Raw genomic sequence first — 21,987 nt, forward strand, 5'->3', positions numbered from 1 at the left:
CATCCCTGCTGCCGCTGCATAGTATGTCTCCGCTGAACACCGAGTTTCCCTACGAAACTTTGCCGTATCAGCGATATGCTACTGCCAGTGCTGCTTCAAGGGAAACTCTGGGTCAACCCTGAGCGCAGCAAAACCGGCCACGGACAGGCTTTCGTCGTCCTGATCGGCAAAGAGATTCGCAGACCGCGAACCCGTCACACAGCCCTGAGCCAATCACACAGCCCTGAGCCAATCGCAGAGCCCTGCGCCAACCAAAGAGCCTGCGCCAGCCGCAGACGAAGCAACAACGCTGCAAAACAGTGAAAGCAGTGCCGTGGGCGTCAGTCGGCCAAGCACGCGGCCGACCTTGTCTAGCGCAAGCTGTCGAACACTCCTGCGTGTCGCCAGGCCAGGCCTGTCTGGGTGCCCATCTCTTCCAGCTCGCGGATCAAGGACGCGACCGCCTCCAGCCGCTGCTCCCCAACGCAGTCCAGAAGTCGCTGCGCAACCTCGGCCACGGCGAGACACCCCAGGGTACGGGATGCATGCTGTAACTCGCTGGCCTCGGACACCAGCACCGTCAGGTCACCTTCCTCACGGGCTTGAGACATACGCGCAATGCGGGCCGGAAAGCGCGCGAGATAGCCACGCACCATGCGCTCCAAAGCATCCGCGGAGACCATCGAACGCAACTCCTGAAGGGTGGTTGAGGCGATCACTGCTGGACGGTTGGCAGAGCCATCAGCGGGGCTGTGGAGAGAGCCCTCAGCGGGTTTGTGGAAAGAGCCCTCAGCGGGTTTGTGGAAAGAGCCCTCAGCGGGTTTGTGGAAAGAGCCATCAGCGGCTTTTGGGAAAGAGCCATCAGCGGGGTTGTGAAAAGAGCCACCAACGGCTTTTTGGAAAGAGCCATCAGCGGGCTTGTGAACAACACCCTGTTGGACGGCGCCCTTGCCGTCCAGGGAGGGGTAGACCCGTGAAGGATAGCGCTCCAGCACGCAGGCAAGGTCGTGGCGCGTAAAGGGCTTGCCGATCAAGTCGTCCATGCCCGCCTCCAGGCTCGCCCTGCGATGCTCAGGCAGCACGTTGGCCGTCACCGCAATGATCGGCAGGCGGTAGTCCTCATCGCCATCAACACCACGCCCAGAGCGTTCCTTGTCACGCCACCGCCGGGTCGTCTCCCATCCGTCCATTACCGGCATCTGCAAATCCATCAAGACCAGATCAAACTCGCGTTCTGCCAAGACCTGCAGGGCTTCCTCGCCATTGGCGGCCCGCTCGCAGGACTGCCCCAGCCGGGCCAGCATGCTGGCCACCAGCTCGCTATTCAGGGGATTGTCATCCACCACCAGGACATGATGCGGTGCCAAGGCATCTGCCGCAGAGCTGCCTGAGGGCTCGTCCTTCAGTGCCACTTCGTCGCAGGCAGGTAAAGGCAGCTCAAACCAGAAGCGGGAACCACTACCCAGCTGGCTGTCCAGCTTGAGGTCTCCGCCCATGGCGCGAACCAGATTACGGGCGATGGGAAGCCCCAGGCCGGCCCCATCGTGGCGTCGGGCCATGACCGAGTCAGACTGCTCGAAGGGCTCGAAGACGCGGTCCACATCCTGCTTTGAGATGCCGCATCCCGTGTCATAGACCACAAACGAAATTCTCTCATCCTGAGCGCGGCTGACGCGCAGCATCACGAAGCCCTGGCGCGTGAACTTGAACGCATTGTTGAGCAGGTTCTGCAAGACCTGGCGCAGCCGATGCAGATCGCCAAGCACCCAATCCGGCAGGTCAGGGGCCAGTCGCATCAAGAACTGTACGTCGCTCTGATGGCGTGAACGATACCCAAGCGTCGCCTGCTCGAGCATCCCCCGCAGGGCAAAGGGTTCTTGCTCTACGTCGATGCGCCCGCTTTCCAGACGAGTGAAATCAAGCACATCGTTGATGACGCTTTTCAGCCCGGTCGCACTGGCCTCGAGGCCTTCGATGTGGCGCTTGCCCTGTTCACTCAGGGATTCGTCCCGCAGCAGGTCAGCCATTCCCATGACGCCACTCAACGGTGTGCGCATCTCGTGACTCATGATCGCCATGAAGTCGGTCTTGGCGCGACTGGCGCTCTCGGCTCTTTCCACCGCATCCTTCAATGCGCGAGACTGCGCCTGAAGCAGCTCGGCCTTGAGCGTATGCGCACGCCCTTCACGCATCAGAGCCAGAACCAGTACGGTGCCAGCCCCCATGATCAACACGATACAGGCCAGCACCACGCCATAGAGGCGCAGTAACGACTGCGTGTCACGGGTGCGGATCTCAGCCACGCTAGCCTTATGCTGCAGCAACATGTCGAGACTTGAAGACTGCAGCTGCGTCAGTGTCTGACGCAGTGATGCTCTTGCCGCTTTATCCAGCGGCGCCCCGGCCACGAGATCACCCACCCGCACATCCAGCTCATCAATCAGCTGTTCACTCTGCAGGTAGAGCGCTTGAGAGGCCTGGGTCTGACGCAGGAAGGCGCGGGTTTGCCCTTGTCGTAACAGGTCATTGCGCCCCTGCAGAATCTCGAAATCCAGCGCCAGCTCATCTATGGCATCAGCCGGCGCTTCGGCCACCAGGATGCGCATCTCTCGCACCATGCGGTCGAATTGATAGAGATTCCAGGTGACGGTATCCAGGATTCGGTGCTGAAGTTCCTGCTGGCGATCAAAGGTCAAACCGCCCGCGACCAACGCGGCCACGAAGAACATCACGGTGGCCGCCGCGGCTACCCGCGAGCGATAGGGCAAGCTCAGCATGACTCGGCCCTTGGCCGCCAGACGTCAACGCACATCGATGGACTCCACTTGCCAGACCGAGCGCGTCAGGTATACCGCGTTATAGAGATGGGGCCGCTCATCAAAGGGATAGATGACGAACAGAGGGCCTTGATGGCGGACCTCGAGCGCATTGCCATCGCGAGACATCGCCAAGACAATGCCGAAATCCCTCGCGTCTTCCACGGGAATGGTCGCCGCAAAATCATTCAGTGCCGCGACCCGCAGTTCCATGCCGCGAGCGTCTACTGCCTGCAACAAGGCCATCAGCAGTGGACCGTCGTAGACCGATGCTCCGTCGTACCAGGGAAGGTGGGTGCTGATTTGCCCTTGATCCAGCGCAAGCAGCATATCGCGATCAAACCATGCCTGATCACCCACGTTGGTGATACCAATATCGCCGGATACCTTCAGCAAGGGTTTGCCAGCAGGCGGCTCAAGCGCCATCGCCAGGGAAGACACCAGGGTCAGCCCAAGAACCGCAAGATGCCAGCGATATCGCACATTTCCCCCTTTGCCGAGTTTGATACTCGGAGGCGTTTCCGGCTTATCGTCTTCGCTTGTATGCTGATTCAGCCGTACCGAATGTTAAAATAGTAAATCATAGGACACAATTCGTCACGTGATGAAACTCAAGGTCTCCCATGCCTCCCACCAGTGCGCTATGGCCCGACGACATGCCCCCCCTTGCCCTCTGCCATGGCACCAGCGGCGCCTTATGATCGGCCAAGTTCAGCCGCCAACCAGTCCGCCAGATCATTGGCATGAGGATGACGCGGGCCGTGCGCCCCGGAGGCCAAATGCAGGGTCAGACAGGCTTCCGTGGTCACGAACCCCCAGGGCGCAAGCAAACGCCCAGCACGCACGTCGTCTTCCACCAGATAGTCCGGGGAGATGCCAACGCCCAGCCCCACCAGTGTCGCCTCGAGCATGTAGGTAAGATGCTCGAAGCCTTGTCCCATGGAGAGGCCTTCAACGCTCATCCCTTGCTGAGAACACCAGTCACTCCAGGCTGACGGCCGCGAGCGAGTATGCAGCAAAGGGTGCCCCAGGAGCTCCTGCGGCTGCCGCCGGCCCGCCCCTTGAGTGGACGCAATCTGATAGTGCGGGCTGTGGACGGGGCCGATACGCTCCTTCCCCAGCACTCGAATAAGCGCACGCTCGTCGGGGCTGTCGGGCAGGCGCTGGAACCGCAGCACACCGTCCGCTCCTGGCGGTACACCCTCCCCTTCTTCACTAGCACTCAGGTGCAGTTCCAACGTCGGAAGCGCCGTCTTCAGCGCCGCCAGGCGCGGGATAAACCAGCGCGCCAGAAATGAGCCGGGACAGTTCAGCACAAAGGGGCGCCCCTGTCCCCGCTGCGACACGTCACTGCACACTCTGGCTAGCGCTCCTAGATGAAAGCCGATGGCATCGGCCAGCTCCTGACCTGCGTCGGTCAGGCGCACTCCTCTGCCCTCTCTTTCCAGCAGGTGCACACCCAGCTGCTGCTCAAGCCCCTTGATCTGACGGCTCACGGCCCCGTGGGTAAGGTGCAACACGGTCGCGGCCCGGGACACGCTGCCCAGTTCCGCTACCGCCTCCAGAGCCCTCAGCGCTCGCATTGACGGCAGCCTGTCCCCTGCCAAGGTGACGGGCGCTCCCCGGCGTGCCTGATCTGTCATGATGCCCCTCCGCCCACGGCTAAATATGTGACTTTTTCTCACAGGTTAGTGCAACGATATCGATTTTTCAGGTGCCCGTCAGCGGTTATTCTTGGCCTCGACACCCATGGCGCTGGTCGCGCCGCGACAGCTTTGGAGCTTCCGATGAGCCAACACGACACGACACAGAGCCTCCGCCAGGGGCCCGACTCAAGAGGGTTCTTTGGTGAATTCGGGGGACGCTTTGTCGCCGAGACACTGATGCCGTTGATTCTTGACCTGCAGCGGGAATATGACGCAGCTCGTCAGGACCCGCTGTTCGCCGACGAGCTGGCACGGCTTTCTGCCGACTACGTGGGCCGCAAGAGTCCGTTGTACTTTGCCGAACGTCTGACCGAGCATCTGGGTGGTGCACGCATCTACCTCAAGCGCGAGGACTTGATGCATACCGGCGCTCACAAGATCAACAACGCCCTTGGCCAGATTCTGCTGGCACGCCGCATGGGCAAGCGTCGCATCATCGCCGAAACCGGGGCAGGCATGCACGGTGTAGCGACCGCCACCGTGGCGGCACGCTTCGGTATGGAGTGCATCATCTACATGGGCAGCACCGACATCCACCGCCAGCAACCCAATGTACAGCGCATGCAGCTGCTTGGCGCCAAGGTGATTCCCGTGACCGCCGGCGATGGGACCCTGAAGGATGCCATGAACGAGGCCCTGCGAGACTGGGTCACCCACGTCGATACCACCTTCTACATCATCGGCACGGTGGCCGGCCCTCATCCCTATCCTGCCATGGTGCGTGACTTCCAGTCGGTCATCGGCCAGGAGGTTCGCGAGCAGCTGTTCGACAAGGAACAACGCTTGCCCGACTCCCTGGTGGCCTGCATCGGCGGCGGCTCCAACGCCATGGGACTGTTCCATCCCTTCCTGGATGATCCGGACGTGGCACTGATTGGCGTAGAGGCCGCTGGCGAGGGGCTCGACACTCCTCGTCACGCCGCCAGCCTGAAAGGAGGACGCTCAGGCGTGCTGCATGGCAATCGCACCTTCCTGCTGCAGGATGCGGAGGGACAGATCAGCGATGCGCACTCGATTTCCGCCGGCCTCGACTACCCCGGCATTGGTCCCGAACATGCATGGCTGCATGCCATTGAGCGTGCCGAGTACGTGGCCGCCAGTGACCGCGAGGCGCTGGACGCGTTCACCTTGTTGTGCCGTAAGGAAGGCATCATTCCTGCGCTGGAGTCGTCCCATGCCCTGGCAGAAGTGATCAAACGTGCGCCCGGCCTCCCCCAGGATCACCTGATGGTGGTGAACCTCAGCGGTCGCGGCGACAAGGACATGACCACCGCGACGCAATGCTTGGCTGAAGAGTTAGGGCTCGACACCGCCAATGGCCCGGTCTGACCTGCGCCCCTTATCCTCAGGAGAGACATGATGACATCCCCAGCCACTTCACAAGGACGCCTGGCTCAGCGCTTTGCCGCTACCCGCCAGCAAGGCCGCGCCGCCCTGGTGACCTATATCGCCGCCGGTGATCCCGACTACGCTACCAGCCTCGCGACCCTCAAGGGCCTGGGCGAGGCCGGGGCCGACGTGATCGAACTTGGCATGCCGTTCACCGACCCCATGGCAGATGGCCCTGCCATTCAGCACGCTACCCGGCGTGCGCTGGAGGGAGGTCAGACCATGGACCGCACCCTGGAGATGGTGCGCGAACTTCGCCGAGTCGACACGCTCACGCCGGTGGTGCTGATGGGCTACTACAACCCCATCTACGCTCGCGGCGTCGAGCGCTTCCTCGATCAGGCCAAGGCCGCCGGAGTCGATGGCCTTATCGTGGTGGACCTGCCGCCGGAGCACGATGACGAGCTGTGCCTGCCCGCCGCCAAGGCTGGTCTGAACTTTATTCGTCTGGCCACCCCGACGACCGACGCCGAACGTTTACCCAGCGTGCTCGCCAACACGTCAGGCTTTCTCTACTACGTCTCCAGCAATGGCGTGACGGGTGGTGCAGCGCCTAGTGCGGAGCGGGTCAAGCAGGAACTGGATCGCATCCGTACTCACAGCGACATTCCCGTCGCCGTCGGGTTTGGCATTCGCACCGCCGCCCAGGCCAAGGAGATTGGCGCCTTTGCCGATGGCGTGGTGGTTGGCTCCGCTCTGATAGATGCCCAGGCCAGCGGAGCGACGCCCCAGGCAGGCACTCAGGCGGTGCTGGAGCTGACGCGCGAGCTTGCCAACGCGCTGGCCCAGGCAGGTCACGCTTCCTCCCGCTAACACGAGCACTTGTCATGTATCACTCGACCACTCCCGCGGAGTGGTCGAGTCTTTATGCCCTCTACCATGATGGGTCCAGAGCAACAATCACGGCGATTCCTGCCAGAAACCCGCGATATCGACGTCCAGTCCTCTGCCTGACGTCTGCTCCCGCGATATTCTTTCTGCCATTCTCATGCTTAAGTCGAACCCGTAATACGGGTCAGCGATGGTAGAATCCCGCCCCTTCCGGCCACAAGCCACCCCATCCGTCTGCGCGAGACGGTCGATGCACACACCACGCTTCGAGATCAGAGTCATGTCCAACACCCTGAGCGTCCCCTTCAAGGCACTGAACCGGTTGGGGCTGATACCCCAGATTGTGATCGGCATCCTGCTGGGTATTATTGTCGCCACCCTGTCCCCAGACCTTGCGGCATCGGTCTCGCTGCTCGGGCAGGTCTTTATCTCTGCCCTGAAGGCCGTTGCGCCTGTCCTGGTGTTTGTGCTGGTGATGGCCGCCATCGCCAACCACCAGCGAGGTCGTCAGACCCAGATCCACAGCGTACTCATACTATATCTTGCCGGCACCCTGGTGGCCGCTCTGGTGGCCGTCACCGCAAGCTTCCTGTTTCCCACAGAATTGACGCTGGATACCGCCCAGGCCAGCGGCAACCCTCCCGGCGGCGTGATCGAAATCCTACGCAACCTGTTGCTCAGTGCCGTCGCCAACCCGATTGCCGCGCTGATGGAAGCCAACTTCGTGGCGATTCTGGTCTGGGCCATCAGCCTCGGCCTGGTGCTGAGAAACGCCCAGTCCGCCACCAAGGGAATGATCAATGACCTGTCCGACGCGGTCTCTACCCTCGTCCGCTGGGTGATCCGCCTGGCACCGCTCGGCATCTTTGGCCTGGTCGCCGGCACCCTGGCCGAAGCCGGCATCGGCGCACTGATGGAATATGGCCGCCTGTTGTCCGTCATCGTCGGATGCATGGTATTCGTGGCGCTGGTCACGAACCCCTTGATCGTCTTCCTGACCACCCGCAAGAACCCCTACCCTCTGGTATTCAGCTGCCTTCGCGGTAGTGCCATCACCGCCTTCTTCACACGCTCAAGCGCCGCCAACATTCCGGTCAACATGGAGTTGTGCAAGCGCCTGGAGCTGGACGAGGACACCTATTCCATCTCGATCCCCTTGGGTGCCACCATCAACATGTCCGGTGCGGCCATCACGATCACGGTGATCACACTGGCGGCCGCCCACACCCTCGGCATCAGCGTCGATTTTGCCACCGCACTGCTGCTGTGCATCGTCTCGGCGCTTGCCGCTTGCGGAGTCTCGGGTGTCGCCGGTGGCTCGCTACTGCTGATTCCCATGGCGGCCAGCCTGTTCGGCATATCCGCCGATGTGGCCATGCAGGTCGTCGCGATCGGCTTTGTCATCAGCGTGGTGCAGGACTCCACGGAGACCGCGCTTAACTCGTCCACCGATGTGCTGTTCACCGCCGCCGCCAGCCGCAGAGCCGATCGCAGCACAGCCGTCGACTGACCCCGTCCTGCGGCTGCACGAACCAAGCCCCCGTCACCCTGCGGTGACGGGGGCTTTGTTGAGTAGGATTGCTGAATGGGCGTTGCTTAGCGGGCTTGCTGGCCAGACTTGTTTAAACACATGACGCCGTCACTCAGCCCGCCACCACCTGCGGATGATAGCGAGCGGCAATCGCCACCAGGCGCTCCATGGTCTCGCGACTCGGAGGTTCGAGTCCGGCCAGCGGATAGTGCTGTCCCAGCTCCTCCCACTTGTACTCGCCCAGACCATGGTAAGGCAGCAGCTCGACCCGCTCGATGTTATCCAGGGTCTGAATCAACTGGCCGAGTCGGTGCATCATCTCGTCGCTATCGGTATGGCCCGGCACGATCACCTGTCGAATCCAGGTCGGCTTGCCGATCGCCGCCAGATGGCGTGCGAAGGCGAAGGGTCGACGGGAGGAAATCCCCGTCAGTACGCGATGGGCCCCTTCGTCGATATGCTTGATATCCAATAACACCAGGTCGGTGGCATCAAGCAGTGCATCGAGCACATCGTCGTAATGGCAGGCGTAGCCGTTGGTATCGAGACAGGTGTGCATCCCCTCTGCCTTGGCGGCCACGAACAGATCCCGCACGAAGGCTGGCTGCAGCAGCGCCTCCCCCCCGCTACAGGTGATGCCCCCTCCGGAGGCGCGCATGAACGGTAGATAGGTTCGCGCTTCCGCCATGACCTCTTCCACGCTGACCTCGCGTCCTCCTTTCAGATCCCAGCTATCCCGGTTATGGCAGTACTGACAGCGCATAACGCAGCCCTGAAGAAAGACCAGAAAGCGGATGCCGGGGCCATCGACGGCACCGCAACTCTCGAGATGATGAAGACGGCCGATACGGGACATGGCGTGGCCTCGCAAGAAAAGGGCTCCGGGGAAAATTCCCGGAGCCAGAGGGAGGCCGCTGTCGCGGCCTCAGGGCGAGTCTTGGGCAGTACGCCCTAGAGCGTCTCGGTGAAGGTACGGCTGATCACGTCCCGCTGCTGCTCTGCGGTGAGCGAGTTGAAGCGCACCGCGTAGCCGGATACCCGAATCGTCAGCTGCGGGTACTTGTCGGGATGGACCACGGCGTCTTCCAGCATCTCGCGGTTGAGCACGTTGACGTTCAGGTGCTGGCCACCTTCCTGGCGATCACTGTGATGGAAATAGCCGTCCATCAAGCCGGCCAGATTGCCACGCTGCGTGCCTTCGTCCTTGCCCAGCGCCTTGGGCACGATCGAGAAGGTGTACGAAATGCCATCCTTGGCATGGGCATAGGGCAGCTTGCCCACCGACGTCAGCGACGCCACGGCCCCCTTGGTGTCGCGTCCATGCATCGGGTTTGCTCCCGGAGCAAAAGGCTCGCCGGCGCGACGCCCGTCCGGCGTAGTACCGGTTTTCTTGCCGTAGACCACATTGGAGGTGATGGTCAGCACAGACTGGGTAGGCTCGGCGCCACGGTAGGTCTTGAGCTGGCGAATCTTGTTCATGAAGACTTCCACCAGCTGACAGGCGATATCATCAACCCGTGCATCGTTGTTGCCAAAACACGGGTAGTCACCGTCGATCTCGAAATCCACCGCCACACCGTCTTCGTCGCGCACTGGGCGCACGGTGGCATACTTGATCGCGGACAGTGAGTCCGCCGCCACCGATAGCCCGGCGATACCGCAGGCCATGGTGCGCTTGACGTCAAGATCATGCAGCGCCATCAGGGCCGCTTCGTAACTGTACTTGTCGTGCATGTAGTGGATGGCATTCAGCGCGGTGACGTATTGCCGTGCCAGCCAGTCCATCAGACCATCCATGCGCTGCCAGACGTCATCGAAGTCCAGCACCTCATCACGGATCGGCTCGCTCTTTGGCCCCACCTGAATCTTGAGCTTCTCATCGACGCCACCGTTGATCGTGTACAGCAGCGTCTTGGCCAGGTTGGCACGAGCGCCGAAGAACTGCATCTGCTTGCCGATCACCATGGGGGACACGCAGCAGGCTATCGCGTAGTCATCGGAGGCAAAGTCCTGGCGCATCAGATCGTCGTTCTCGTACTGGATCGACGAGGTGTCGATAGACACCTTGGCGCAGTAGCGCTTGAACCCCTCTGGCAGCTGCTCTGACCACAGCACGGTCAGGTTGGGCTCAGGACTTGGGCCCATGGTGTACAGACTGTTGAGGAAACGGAAGCTGGTACGGGTGACCAGCGTGCGTCCGTCCTGGGCCATGCCCCCCAGGCACTCGGTCGCCCAGATGGGGTCGCCGGAAAACAGTTCGTCGTACTCAGGCGTGCGCAGGAAGCGCACCATGCGCAGCTTCATGATGAAGTGGTCGACCAGCTCCTGGGCCCCCACTTCATCGATCACTCCCTGGCTCAGATCGCGCTCCAGGTAGATGTCGAGGAAGCTGGAGGTACGCCCCAGCGACATGGCAGCGCCATTCTGGGACTTCACCGCAGCCAGGTAGCCGAAGTAGGTCCACTGAATGGCTTCCTGAGCCGTGGTGGCCGGCACCGAGATATCGAAGCCGTACTTGGCCGCCATCTCTTTCAGCTGGTCCAGCGCACGATACTGCTCGGCGACCTCTTCGCGCAGCTGAATGACCGCCTCCAGATCATCGCCCTGTTCAAAGCGTGACTGCAGAGAAGCAAACTGGGCCTGTTTGTCGGCCATCAGGAAGTCGACACCGTAAAGCGCGACCCGGCGATAGTCACCGATGATGCGGCCGCGTCCGTAGGCATCAGGGAGTCCTGTCAGCACGCCGGACTTGCGACACTTGAGGATGTCCGGGGTGTAGACATCGAACACGCCCTGGTTATGGGTCTTGCGAAACTCGGTGAAGATCTTCTTCACCTGCGGATCCAGCTCGCGGCCGTAGGCCTGGCAGGACCCTTCCACCATCTTGATCCCACCATTGGGCATGATGGCCCGCTTCAAGGGTGCCTCGGTCTGCAGACCGACAATGGTCTCGAGAGACGCATCGATGTAGCCGGCGTCATGGGCGGTGATGGAGGACACCAGCGAGGTGTCGAAGTCCAGCGGCGCGTGGGTGGCATTCTCCTGCTTGATACCCTCCATGACCCGGTCCCACAGTGCGCGGGTGCTCGTGGCGGGCTCTGCCACCAGAAAATGCTCGTCGCCTTCATAGGGCGTCACGTTGGCCAGCAGGAAGTCGCGTACGTTGACCCCCTCTTTCCACGCGGTGCCCGCAAACCCTTCCCACGCCTGTGCGAATTGCTCTTTCATCGACTTGCCCCTCAACAAAAGGAAATACGAAACTAGTGCAGATTCACTGCGCCCCTCTATCCATCGGAGGGGGCAGCAAAGCTTGAAGATCGGTGGCAGCGCGGTCGTCACTTCGATGGTGACGTGGATGCAGCGCTCTTGCTGGGCGAGACAACCTCTGACCCAGCGGGACCATTCGACTTTAGCAGTAGAGGGACAGCCCGGACTTGACCCGTATCAGCGTCCAATAAGGTCGCGGCGCAACTGGCGATTTAGCGCATCAGGGAGGATAAACAGGCGGGAGGGCAGCAAGCAGAGCGCGCCATAAAAAGGCGACGCCACCCGAAGGTGGCGCCGCCCTGGCGCAACGATGGCGCTATGTACCCAGAGGTACGCCGATCAATCTGCCGGCCTGTTGTCAGGCGCTGAGCAAGGCATTCAGACGCTTGACGTAGGCAGCGGGATCATCGAGATGGCCGCCCTCGGCGATAATCGCCTGATCAAGCAGAATCCTGGCGAGATCGGCAAAGCCCTCGTCGCCGGCCGCTTCGAGACGCGCGACGAGCGCATGCTCCGGGTTGAGTTCGAGGATCGGCTTGACCTCCGGCAGGCTCTGGCCCGCCGCTTCCATGATGCGGCGCATCTGGAAGCCCATCTCGTGCTCAGGCAGGACCACACAGGCAGGAGAATCCGTCAGGCGATGGGTGACCTTGACCTCCTGGACCTCGTCTCCCAGCGCCTCTTTCACCCGCTTGACCAGGTCTTCCTTGGCCTTGGCGGTCTCCTCCTGGGCCTTCTTCTCTTCCTCGTTCTCGACATCACCAAGATCGAGGTCGCCCTTGGCCACATCGACCAGCTTCTTGCCATCGAACTCGGTAAGGTGGCTCATCAGCCACTCATCGATCCGGTCGTGCAGCAGCAGTACCTCGATCCCCTTCTTGCGGAAGATCTCCAGATGGGGGCTATTCTTGGTCGCATTGAAGCCGTCGGCGACGATGTAATAGATCTTGTCCTGACCCTCTTTCATCCGCTCGACATAGTCGGCCAGTGACTGGTCCTGGGTGGCGCTGTCGGTGTGAGTACTGGAGAAGCGCAGCAGGCCACTGATCTTGTCGCGGTTGGCGAAGTCTTCCGCCGGGCCTTCCTTCAACACGGCGCCAAAGGTGTTCCAGAAGCTCTGATAGGCCTCCTTGTCCTTCGACAGCTTCTTCAGCATGTCCAGCGCACGCTTGGTCAGCGCGGACTTGATCTTGTCGACCTTGGGATCCTGCTGCAGCAGTTCGCGGGACACGTTCAGCGACAGGTCGCGGGTATCCAGCACGCCCTTGATGAAGCGCAGGTAGAGCGGCAGGAACTGCTCAGCGTCGTCCATGATGAACACACGCTGCACATACAGTTTCACCCCACGGGCGCCATCACGCTCGTACAGGTCGAAGGGAGCACGGCCCGGCACGTACAGCAGGCTGGTGTACTCCAGGTTGCCTTCGACCTTGTTATGGCTCCAGGCCAGCGGGTCGGAGAAGTCATGAGCCACATGCTTGTAGAAGGCCTTGTACTCATCATCCGACACCTCGCCCTTGGGACGAACCCACAGCGCTGTCGCCTCGTTGATGGTCTCCCAGGTGGTGACTTCACTACCGTCGACCTCATTGCCTTCGTCGTCGGTCGCCTTTTCCGTGCGCGGCATTTTCACCGGCACTTCGATGTGGTCGGAGTACTTGCGCACCAGACTCTGCAGGCGATAGTCATCGGCGAACTCGCTGGCATCATCCTTCAGGTGCAGGATGATCTCGGTACCGTGCTTCTCGCGCTCAAGCTCGGCCACCACAAACTCACCTTCGCCCTTCGAACGCCACTCGACGCCCGCATCCGCTGCGTCTCCCGCCTTGCGCGTGCGCACCGTGATCTCGTCGGCGACGATAAAGCCCGAGTAGAACCCGACACCGAACTGACCGATCAGCTTGGCGTCCTTCTGCTGCTCGCCGGATAGCTGATTCAGGAACTCCGCGGTGCCGCTCTTGGCGATCGTGCCGAGGTTGGCGATCACATCGTCGCGATTCATGCCGATACCGTTGTCACGAATCGTCACCGTCTTGGCGTCACTGTCGTGCTCGATCTCGACACGCAGTTCGCTGTCGCCTTCATACAGGGCATCGTTGTCCAGGGCGGCGTAACGGAGCTTGTCGCAGGCATCCGCTGCGTTGGAAATCAGCTCCCGAAGAAAGATCTCGCGGTTGGAATACAGCGAGTGGATCATCAAGTTGAGAAGCTGCTTGACCTCGGTCTGAAAGCCCAGGGTTTCTTCGTGAGTAGCGGTGGTCATGGTAGGTCGAACCCCTTTCGACATAGCGTTTTCCGGACCAGTGCCGGGACACTGGCGTTCCAGAGTGTGCGACGCGGGTAGCGAGGCGTCAGGGCATCCCCTGTCGGCGCTCGCTCAACGCCGTACGATCTTCAATTGATCATCGATATGGGGCTAGACGCTGTCTTTTCAAGGCTGCAGCGCACCCCTTGGCGCTGGTTCCGGCACATATGCTTCAGGATTCAGCACACGCTAGGCGGGATCTAACACATAGCTCATGCGCGCGCGGGCGATCGGTGTCGCTTCGTCATCCTGCCACGCCCATGTGTCCACATTGACCATACGACGCCCCTCGCGTACCAGGCGACAACGGGCACGGGTCGGTTTCACCGCAGCGGGGGCCAGGTAGTCCACGGTCACATTGACCAACCGAGGGAGGCGTGGCTGGCGGGACTGGCTGAGCGTATGCAGGGCCGCAGCCGTTTCCATGAATGCCGCCACGACACCACCGTGAAGCGCAGGCAGCATTGGGTTACCGATATTGGAGGACCGCGCCTCCAGCGCAAAACAGAGCCCCTCATCGTCGCGACAGGCCGACACCCCGAGCTGCCCTGCGTAAGGTATCTGCGCTATCCAGGGGGCGAGGTTATCATCGTTGATGCCCGCCTCTAACAGCAGTGGATCCAGGGCATCGCTGCTGCCACGGGCCGCCATCACCGGGGTCGGAGGTACAGCCGGCGATTCATCCGACTCCGCGAGACCGGCAAACATGGCATCGGCAAATCCAGGAGGCGTGTTGCGGGGTCCTAGCCTGGCGAAATGCCCGCTCGCTCGGGCCAGTGGCTGTCCATCCTGCTGCCATGCCTGAGCCTCGGTGAACACGACACTGGACGATACCGCATCGGCTCTGGCCTTGACCCACAGCGGCAATTCCTCGATACCGGGGCGGCGGTGGCTGATATGCAGGTCCAGGGTCGGGCATACCTCGGGCTGGGGCAACGCGGTCAGCACAGACGCGCCACAGGCGGTGTCAAGCAGCATGCTGAGGACACCCGTGTGCACCAGCCCTCGTTGGCGATCTCCCGACAACAGCGGATGCCAGGGCAGATACAGCGTAACGCCCTCCTCGTCCACCGAGGTGACCTGCATCTCCAGCATATGGGTGTGCGGAATGACATCAATAAATCGCTGAAGAGCCTGGCGCCACAGCGAAAAGGAAGGTGAAGCGAAAGCATCTTCTTGTGCGGACATGACAAGCGCCATAGTCAAACGTTTGACTGACAGCCTAGTCAGAACCCTTCAGGTCCACCATTCGCCTTTTTACCTATGAACGATGGATCTAGCTACCCATGACGACGTATCTATGAAGACGTATCTATGAAGACTTACCCAAGAACAGTGGGCCTGGCGGCGGCAGGTCATTCCACCACCGCTCAGCGTTGCCGGCGGGTCAACCGGGCAGACTACAGATCACTGATATCCCGCTCTTCCCGCTGCGCGTCCTCTTCCACGTCGCCACGCCAGGCCCGATAATCTGCCAGACTCGCGTCCACCTTGGTCAGCAACCACCCGACAATGACCACGTCATCGACGAGACCAAACAGCAGCAGCACGTCCGGAACAAGATCCAACGGAGACACCAGGTAGGCCAAGGCCGCCGCCATCCAGCCAAAGGCGGACCAAGGCACTGGGCGATAACGTCCGCCGAGCACATCCTGGAGCATCGGAATGAACAGCTTCAAGGCCCTCAAGATGTGCTTGAAGGCTCTCGAACGCTGGGAAAGACGTCCTATCACAGGGACACGGTCAAACAGGGACATCTCAACAACCTCCTGGATGCAGGTCTCGTCAAACGCCTGCAGCGGTGACAGCAGCCGGCCTTTGTGGACGATGTCCTGGGCTTCGGCCTCGACACTGTCAACATGGAGGCGGACCTGTTCTGGGTCAAGCTTCAGCGTCAGATAACATGACTGTTCAAGCTTCCCATGTTCGGTCACCATGGAGCCTCCAGGCGCACTCAGGCGCGCCCAGGCAATCGTGTCTTCACCTCAGGACCAGGAGGGTCTCAATGCCATTCGCCCTGTTTCGCCGCCTAGCGCCACTGCTGGCCGCGACGGCCCTTTGTACACCGTCGCTGGCCTCTGCCCAGGCCAGCGATGGCGCCATGCGCAGTGCCCTGGAAGCTGCTCGCAGCGGTAACTTCCAGCAGATCAACGACGCTGCCATACGTGGTCACGAACTCGAAGGCTACGTGGCGTACTATCGCCTGCGTGACCGTCTGCCCAACGCCTCCCCCCAGGAGGTGCTGGGCTACATCTCCGCCAATGCCGACGCTCCCCTCGGTGACTGGATGCGCGAACAGGCCATCCTGCGCTATGGCCGTGCCGGTCGCTACGGCGACCTGCTCGCCGTGGCCAACGGCGTTCCGGCGACCACGGCAGAGCAGTGTTACTACTACACCGCTCAACTCGGCCAGAACCCCTCCCTGGCCGCACAAGGGGGACGCGAGCTGTGGAACGTCGGCAGCTCCCAGCCAGATGCCTGCGACACGCTATTCTCGACGCTACGGGCCAGGGGCGACATCGGCGACCTGGAGATCTTCCAGCGCATGATGCTGGCTTGGGAAAACGGCGAAGACGGGTTGGTCAGCTATCTCGGCCGCCAGCTCGGGCCGGCCTGGAGCAGCGCAGTGGCTGCACAACAAAGCGTGGATATCAGCCCCTCCCGTCTGGCCAGCGTAGGCAGCTGTGTCGGGCCGAACTGCGCCGGCACAGAGGACTTCGTGCGTGCCGCCGTCATCGCTGGTGCGGAAACGTCGGCGGCCTCTGCGCTCAACGGCTGGCAACAGGTATCGACACGGGTGAACCTGTCCGCGCAAGCGCGCCAGTCCCTCGAGCGCGAGATCATGTATCACGCCCTACGGCGTGACCAGCGCGAACTGCTTGGCTGGATCGATGGTGCCTTGCCGACGCAGCAGGATGCCGAAGTATTTGAACTCCGGGCGCGCCTGGCCATCCGCGACCGCGACTGGGGGGCGCTGGAACGCACGGTCGCCGCCATGCCCGCGGAGGTGCAAGGCAAGGCCCGCTGGCAATACTGGCTTGGACGTGCGCTGACTCTGCGCGGCCAGCAGACCGCCGCACAGGCAGCCTTTACTCGCGCAGCCGGGCAGCGAGACTTCTTCGGTTTCGTCGCAGCAGACCGCCTGGGGCAGCCCTACAACCTCAATATGGAAAGCCACCACTCCAGCGATACGGAACGCTCTCAGGTCGCGAACTGGCCCACAGTGCGCCGCACGGAAGCCCTGCTGCGCGTCGGGCAGGAGGGACTGGCGAACCTGGAGTGGTACCACGCGGTGCGCAAGGCCAGCCCCGCCGATGCGCGGCGCCTGGCTGACTACGCCGCCTCCAGGGGCTGGCACGTGCGCCTGGTGCAGACCACCATCGTCGGCAAGATGCTGGACGCCCTGCCCTGGCGTTTTCCGGAAGCCTATCGCGCTGACTTCCAGCGCTGGGGCCAGGCCAATGCGGTGGATCCCTACCTGTTGATGGGCATTGCCCGACGCGAGAGTGCCTACAACCCCGAGGCGCTGTCGCCGGCAGGCGCCCGTGGTCTGATGCAGCTGATGCCGGGTACCGCCGCACTGGTCGGACGGCAGGTGGGGATCGGCGACCCTGGCCCCTATGGGGTGCTGGATCCCGCCACCAATATTCGCCTCGGCAGCACCTATATCCGGGATATGATCGCTCGCTACTCGGGCAACCGCATTGCGGCGGCGGCTGCCTACAACGCGGGGCCCCACCGGGTCGACAACTGGCTGGCGCGGTCGCCTGGCGAGTTCGATCTGTTCGTCGAAGAAATTCCGTTCAAGGAAACGCGTCGCTATGTACGCGCCGTGCTCGAATACCGCGTGGTGTTCGAGAGCCTTGCCGAGGGGTCGACCCAAGGCGTGCAGGTGCTGACGCCGGCAGAGAAGACGGCACGCTACGATGCGGGCATGGTCAGGCGCTGAACCAGCATAGACGTACCGTTACCTCCCCACAGAAAAGCCCCGGTCCAATTGGACCGGGGCTTTTCGTTACCCTGTTTGTTTGCCATGTCTCTCTACGCTGCCACCTTGCGTTAGCGCAAGCTGAACGCCATCAGCATAGGAGTCGACCGGGCGGCCGCCTATTCAGCGCGGCCTTACGCCGGCGCCCTGGTCAGCGCCAACTTGATACCAAACGCCACCAGCACGCCCCCGGTCAAGCCATTGAGCACCCGGGAGAACGCGGGCCGTGCCAGCCAGTGGCTGGCGCTTCCCACCAGCACCGCGACCAGAATCTGCCAGACGTTCGCGATGATGAAGTGGATGCCCGCCAGCCACAGCGACTTGAGCAAGGCGGGATCCGTGGGCGCGATGAACTGCGGCAGAAAGGCCATGTAGAACACGACGGTCTTGGGGTTCAACACATTTGACAGAAGCCCTTCCCGCAGGGGGCGCCACATCGGAACCGCTTGCCGCGAGGTGCCGCTGACCGCCGCCACTTCCAGGCCGCCGCCCTTCCAGGCTTGACGCAAGCTGGCCACTCCAAGCCACGCCAGATAGGCAGCGCCCACCAGCTTCAGCGCAGAGAAGGCCCACGCCGACTGCAGCAGAATCAGTGACACACCCAAGGCCGAGACCGTGGCGTGGACAAACAGACCAGAGCAGATCCCCATGCTGGTAAGCACACCATCACGCAGGCCGCCCCGCGCCGTATTTCGAATCACCAACAGCGTATCGATGCCGGGCGTCACGCTCAGCAGCGTGATCGCCACGACAAACGCCAGCAATTGCCCGTCCATCCACTCCGCCATGGTCATTGAGCTCCGGGGTTCTCGGCGTGCTTGAGAGAAATCTGGTCGTTCAGGGTCCAGAAGTCATACAGAATGCCAACCAGAAACAGGCCGCCGGTCAGCAGATAGATGATTCCGGTCACCCATTTGCCCATGTAGAAGCGGTGAAGACCAAACACGCCAAGGAAGGTCAGCAGCACCCAGGCCACCGTGTAGTTGGTCGGGCCACCACGAAAGCGCAGATCCGCCTCCCGATCCATGCTCGGAATCAAGAACAGATCAATGATCCACCCAATGAAGAATAGGCCAAGCGTCAAGAACCAGATGGTTCCCGTCACCGGCTTGCCGTAATAGAACCGGTGCGCACCGAGAAAACCGAACAACCACAGCAGGTAGCCCACTACCTTGGAATGGGTGTCGTCGTTGTACATCGCAGGAGCAGTCATGCAGATTCCTTTTATGTTGAATCCCTGTCGTCAGGTCCGTCGACACGCCATAACACGCGTGCCGCTGGACGCTGCAGACCTTTCGATCTACAGTAACTTGGCGGGTCGAGGTAGGCCATTCTCGCTTGTCTGAAGAAACCGTTCCAGCGGTGTCTCTCAAACACGTCGAGAATGCGCTGATTGAGTCGCAGCGTAGGACAGCAAGTGGAAACGTCGTCAGTGGTAGTTCGAACAATCTATTGTCGAAACACGCAATGCGCCCTTCTTTCTTGTCATGCCCACGCACTAGGGTTCAGACCACATGATGGGAGAAAAGCTCCCCTGTGGCTGCACCAGCACCATCATTTAGCGAGTTAAGGAAATCGACAATGGCAACTGGCACTGTCAAGTGGTTCAACGACACTAAGGGCTACGGCTTCATCTCTCCGGACGACGGCGGTGACGACCTGTTCGCCCACTTCTCCGAGATTCAGGCTGAAGGCTTCAAGTCCCTGCAGGACGGCCAGAAGGTCTCCTTCGAAGTGACCCAGGGCAAGAAAGGCCTTCAGGCCTCCAACATCAAGATCGCTGACTAAGCTTCGTGCAAGTCACATCTTGACGCGGGAACGCTGTTCCCGCGATGCAGTACCGCGACATCGGAACAACCTGTCAGCATGATGGTTTGGACCCGGCGTCGTAACGGAAAGGCCCACCGCGAGGTGGGCCTTTCTTATGAGCGTATGAGCCCAGAGACTAAGGTACGGGCGGCTACTGCTCGATCTCGCCTTCAGCGTTGACGTCCACCTTGTAGGTGGGGCCGCTCCCGCTGGTCTCGACAGGGGTCGTCTCCGGCACCTGTCGTTCGGCCTCTTCAAACGTCTCATCGATCTTGCGGCTGGCCTCTTCGAAACGCCGCTCGGTCTCCTCCAGGATGGCATCGACCTCGCTGGAGTCATTGCCAGGCGCACTGCTGGCGCCGCCTTGCCCATCACCATCTGCCAGCGGTGAAGCGCTGGCCGCCCCATTGCCGCTGCCATCGACGGCACTGGTCGGCTCAGGCGCCGAAGCATCGACGCTTGCCGCTTGCGTAGCGGAGCTGTCCGGGGCCGACGCCTCCGCTTGCTGATACGCTTCATCGATCTTGCGGCTGGCCTCTTCAAACCGGCGCTCGGTTTCCTCGAGGATCGCGTCAACGTCGGAACGGCTGGCCTCACCAGGCACGGCCTGCTCGGACTGCAGGGTATCGGTTGCGCTGCTGCCCAGCTCCACGCTGGCACCCTCAGGCATATCGGAGCCTGCAGCAGCATTGCTGGACGCATCGTCTTCTGCCAGTTCAGGGCGTTGCGATGCATCACCCTCAGACGCCGTGTCCACGGCACTGTCCCCTTGAGACGCCAGCGTATCGCCTGGCGCTTCATCTGTTGCCGCCTCAGGCGCTGACGAGGAGTCCTCACCAGCCACAGTTTCCGCACTGCTGGTCTGAGTCTTGGCCTCTGGGTCTTCACCCTCACACCCGCTCAACCACAGCGGGATGCTGAGGGCCACCACGGCCACCGCCACTCGCGGGGTCACTGCCATTGTCTTCTCTCCATGTCATGGGGCTCCTGTTGATACGACTGCGGGCAACATCCATCGATGTCACCTTGGACCGCAAACGTTCACAAATATTGCAGCAAAGGCGCTGACGAGGTGCAACGCTGACCGACCAACCGCCGCCCCTCGCCGCGGGACGGCTCACTGAACGCTGGTCACATCTTGGTTAGCTACATAAATACCGGCTACATCAAGATTAGCTACATCAATATCAGCTACATCAATATCAGCTACATCAATATCAGCTACATCAATATCAGCTACATCAAGGCTACTCGCCACGTGGTGATGCCATGCGACAGCTGTCCGGCATGGTCAGTCGCAGCGCCAATGGCATGACCTGGGCTTCAAAGGCCTGCTGGTAGCAGGCCTCGCCGTCCAGCGTCAGAGGCAAACGTGCCTCCCCATCCGCCTCGAAGCGCAGCCAGGCACTGCGAAAGGCATCGACATATTGACCGTGATAGGGCCGCGCACGTAGCTCGCTCATCATGGCCTTGAGCTGTCGCAGAGAGCGAAAGTCCCGCACCAGCAGCACATCGAACAGTCCGTCGTCCAGCCGCGCTGCCGGGGTCAGCTGCTGGCCTCCTCCGGCCTGGATGCCATTGCCAATGCCCAGCAGAAAGATGCCCGCGCGACTCTCGCCACCGTCCCAGGCCAGGTGCCCCTGATAGAGCTGGTAGCGCCAGGCCTTGAAGGCACCAAACACCGAGTAGGCGCCGCCACCCATCAGCCTTTTCAGCGGCCGGGGGGTGGACGTGGTAATTTCCGCGCCGAACCCGCCGGTGGCCATGTTGATAAAGTAACGGTCGTTGAGACGCGGTATATCGATCCAGCGGCTGGGCAAGCGGCATGCCGCATCCAGTGACGCGGCCTGACCCAAAGGCAAGCCCAATGACTTGGCCAGATCGTTGGCGCTACCTAAGGGCATGATGGCCAACTCGGGACGGTCCTTGCGGGGCAGCTGCATCAGACCATTGACGACTTCATGTACGGTGCCATCGCCGCCCCCTGCGATCACGCGCTTGACGCCATCGCGACCGGCCTGGGTGGCCTGACGCTCGCCGTCTCCTTTCTCCCAGGTGACGCGAACATCCACATCGAGTCCCCCGCGCCGGCACGCAAACACCGCACTGCGGACCTCCGGCAGCTGCGATGATTGTCCATTAAGGATCAGCCGATTGGTGCCCGGCGGCTGGGTCATCCTGACAGTTCCTTCTTCACAAGGGGTTCATGTAAATCGCACATCCTGGTGCGGTTTGCTCTCCACGTGGACAGGGCAACGCCCCAGCCACCGTTTATCTTGACTTGGCACCGCAGTCGCATTTTAGCTCGCAGAGGGGGACATGCATCAATGTGGCATCAACACGCACATATCCGCCACCATGCTGAC

At 61.6% G+C, this 21,987-nt stretch carries 18 protein-coding genes; 5 read left to right on the top strand and 13 right to left on the bottom strand.

Translation table 11 applies throughout. The annotated features are described in order from the left end of the window. Positions 1-350: 350 nt before the first annotated feature. The 3 genes from KUV86_RS19740 to KUV86_RS19750 all read right to left on the bottom strand — a co-directional run bounded on the left by KUV86_RS19740 (position 351) and on the right by KUV86_RS19750 (position 4,438). A complete protein-coding gene (locus KUV86_RS19740) occupies positions 351-2,756 on the bottom strand; it encodes an ATP-binding protein (protein ID WP_222486373.1) in 2,406 nt (801 codons plus the stop codon). A 24-nt stretch (positions 2,757-2,780) separates the two neighbouring features. Continuing rightward, positions 2,781-3,278: a hypothetical protein gene (locus KUV86_RS19745; RefSeq protein WP_222486375.1), complete on the bottom strand. Its 498-nt coding sequence runs from the start codon at positions 3,276-3,278 to the stop codon at positions 2,781-2,783. A 212-nt stretch (positions 3,279-3,490) separates the two neighbouring features. After that, entirely contained in the window at positions 3,491-4,438 is a 948-nt protein-coding gene (locus KUV86_RS19750) for a LysR family transcriptional regulator (protein ID WP_261397734.1), read from the bottom strand. Positions 4,439-4,582: 144 nt separating this feature from the next. Between KUV86_RS19750 and trpB the strand changes: the two genes are divergently transcribed. From trpB to sstT, 3 genes are all read left to right on the top strand, one after another. Beyond that, positions 4,583-5,830, top strand: coding sequence for a tryptophan synthase subunit beta (gene trpB, locus KUV86_RS19755; protein ID WP_222486377.1), 1,248 nt, complete (start codon positions 4,583-4,585; stop codon positions 5,828-5,830). Between the two features lie 27 nt (positions 5,831-5,857). After that, a complete protein-coding gene (gene trpA, locus KUV86_RS19760; protein WP_261397735.1) occupies positions 5,858-6,703 on the top strand; it encodes a tryptophan synthase subunit alpha in 846 nt (281 codons plus the stop codon). Positions 6,704-7,001: 298 nt separating this feature from the next. Further along, positions 7,002-8,231 (top strand): serine/threonine transporter SstT, encoded by a 1,230-nt coding sequence (sstT, locus tag KUV86_RS19765; protein WP_222486404.1) that lies wholly within the window; start codon positions 7,002-7,004, stop codon positions 8,229-8,231. Positions 8,232-8,364: 133 nt separating this feature from the next. On the opposite strand, the gene pflA is transcribed toward sstT, so the two are convergent. From pflA to KUV86_RS19795, 5 genes are all read right to left on the bottom strand, one after another. Further along, positions 8,365-9,108: a pyruvate formate-lyase-activating protein gene (gene pflA, locus KUV86_RS19770; protein ID WP_222486379.1), complete on the bottom strand. Its 744-nt coding sequence runs from the start codon at positions 9,106-9,108 to the stop codon at positions 8,365-8,367. A gap of 95 nt (positions 9,109-9,203) precedes the next feature. Next, on the bottom strand, positions 9,204-11,480 hold the full coding sequence (pflB, locus tag KUV86_RS19775; RefSeq protein WP_222486381.1) for a formate C-acetyltransferase: 2,277 nt from the start codon (positions 11,478-11,480) through the stop codon (positions 9,204-9,206). A 397-nt stretch (positions 11,481-11,877) separates the two neighbouring features. Then, positions 11,878-13,782 (bottom strand): molecular chaperone HtpG, encoded by a 1,905-nt coding sequence (gene htpG / locus KUV86_RS19780; protein WP_222164335.1) that lies wholly within the window; start codon positions 13,780-13,782, stop codon positions 11,878-11,880. Positions 13,783-14,013: 231 nt separating this feature from the next. Further along, positions 14,014-15,012, bottom strand: coding sequence for a PaaI family thioesterase (locus tag KUV86_RS20045; RefSeq protein WP_261397736.1), 999 nt, complete (start codon positions 15,010-15,012; stop codon positions 14,014-14,016). 212 nt (positions 15,013-15,224) lie between these two features. Continuing rightward, positions 15,225-15,761, bottom strand: coding sequence for a YkvA family protein (locus tag KUV86_RS19795; RefSeq protein ID WP_315900582.1), 537 nt, complete (start codon positions 15,759-15,761; stop codon positions 15,225-15,227). Between the two features lie 68 nt (positions 15,762-15,829). Here KUV86_RS19795 and KUV86_RS19800 point away from each other — a divergent pair, with 68 nt between their 5' ends. Further along, a complete protein-coding gene (locus KUV86_RS19800; protein WP_222486383.1) occupies positions 15,830-17,773 on the top strand; it encodes a transglycosylase SLT domain-containing protein in 1,944 nt (647 codons plus the stop codon). A 173-nt stretch (positions 17,774-17,946) separates the two neighbouring features. Here the strand turns inward: KUV86_RS19800 and KUV86_RS19805 are convergent, their stop codons facing one another. Together KUV86_RS19805 and KUV86_RS19810 are read right to left on the bottom strand one after the other, a co-directional pair. Next, entirely contained in the window at positions 17,947-18,606 is a 660-nt protein-coding gene (locus tag KUV86_RS19805) for a LysE family translocator (RefSeq protein ID WP_374107046.1), read from the bottom strand. Continuing rightward, positions 18,603-19,025 (bottom strand): NINE protein, encoded by a 423-nt coding sequence (locus tag KUV86_RS19810; RefSeq protein ID WP_224852177.1) that lies wholly within the window; start codon positions 19,023-19,025, stop codon positions 18,603-18,605. Before KUV86_RS19810 ends, KUV86_RS19805 begins: the two co-directional genes overlap by 4 nt. 368 nt (positions 19,026-19,393) lie before the next feature. Between KUV86_RS19810 and KUV86_RS19815 the strand changes: the two genes are divergently transcribed. Beyond that, positions 19,394-19,600: a cold-shock protein gene (locus KUV86_RS19815; protein ID WP_206944852.1), complete on the top strand. Its 207-nt coding sequence runs from the start codon at positions 19,394-19,396 to the stop codon at positions 19,598-19,600. 172 nt (positions 19,601-19,772) lie between these two features. Here KUV86_RS19815 and KUV86_RS19820 read toward each other — a convergent pair whose 3' ends face one another. The 3 genes from KUV86_RS19820 to yegS form a co-directional block, all read right to left on the bottom strand. After that, the gene (locus tag KUV86_RS19820) at positions 19,773-20,582 is read right to left on the bottom strand and encodes a hypothetical protein (protein WP_222486385.1); all 810 of its coding nucleotides are present in this window, start codon (positions 20,580-20,582) and stop codon (positions 19,773-19,775) included. 156 nt (positions 20,583-20,738) lie between these two features. Next, positions 20,739-20,879, bottom strand: coding sequence for a hypothetical protein (locus KUV86_RS19825; RefSeq protein WP_222486387.1), 141 nt, complete (start codon positions 20,877-20,879; stop codon positions 20,739-20,741). Beyond that, entirely contained in the window at positions 20,869-21,798 is a 930-nt protein-coding gene (gene yegS, locus KUV86_RS19830) for a lipid kinase YegS (protein WP_206944855.1), read from the bottom strand. Before yegS ends, KUV86_RS19825 begins: the two co-directional genes overlap by 11 nt. Positions 21,799-21,987: the final 189 nt, after the last annotated feature.

Source organism: Halomonas sp. DP8Y7-3, from assembly GCF_019801675.1.
GTDB lineage: Bacteria > Pseudomonadota > Gammaproteobacteria > Pseudomonadales > Halomonadaceae > Halomonas > Halomonas litopenaei_A.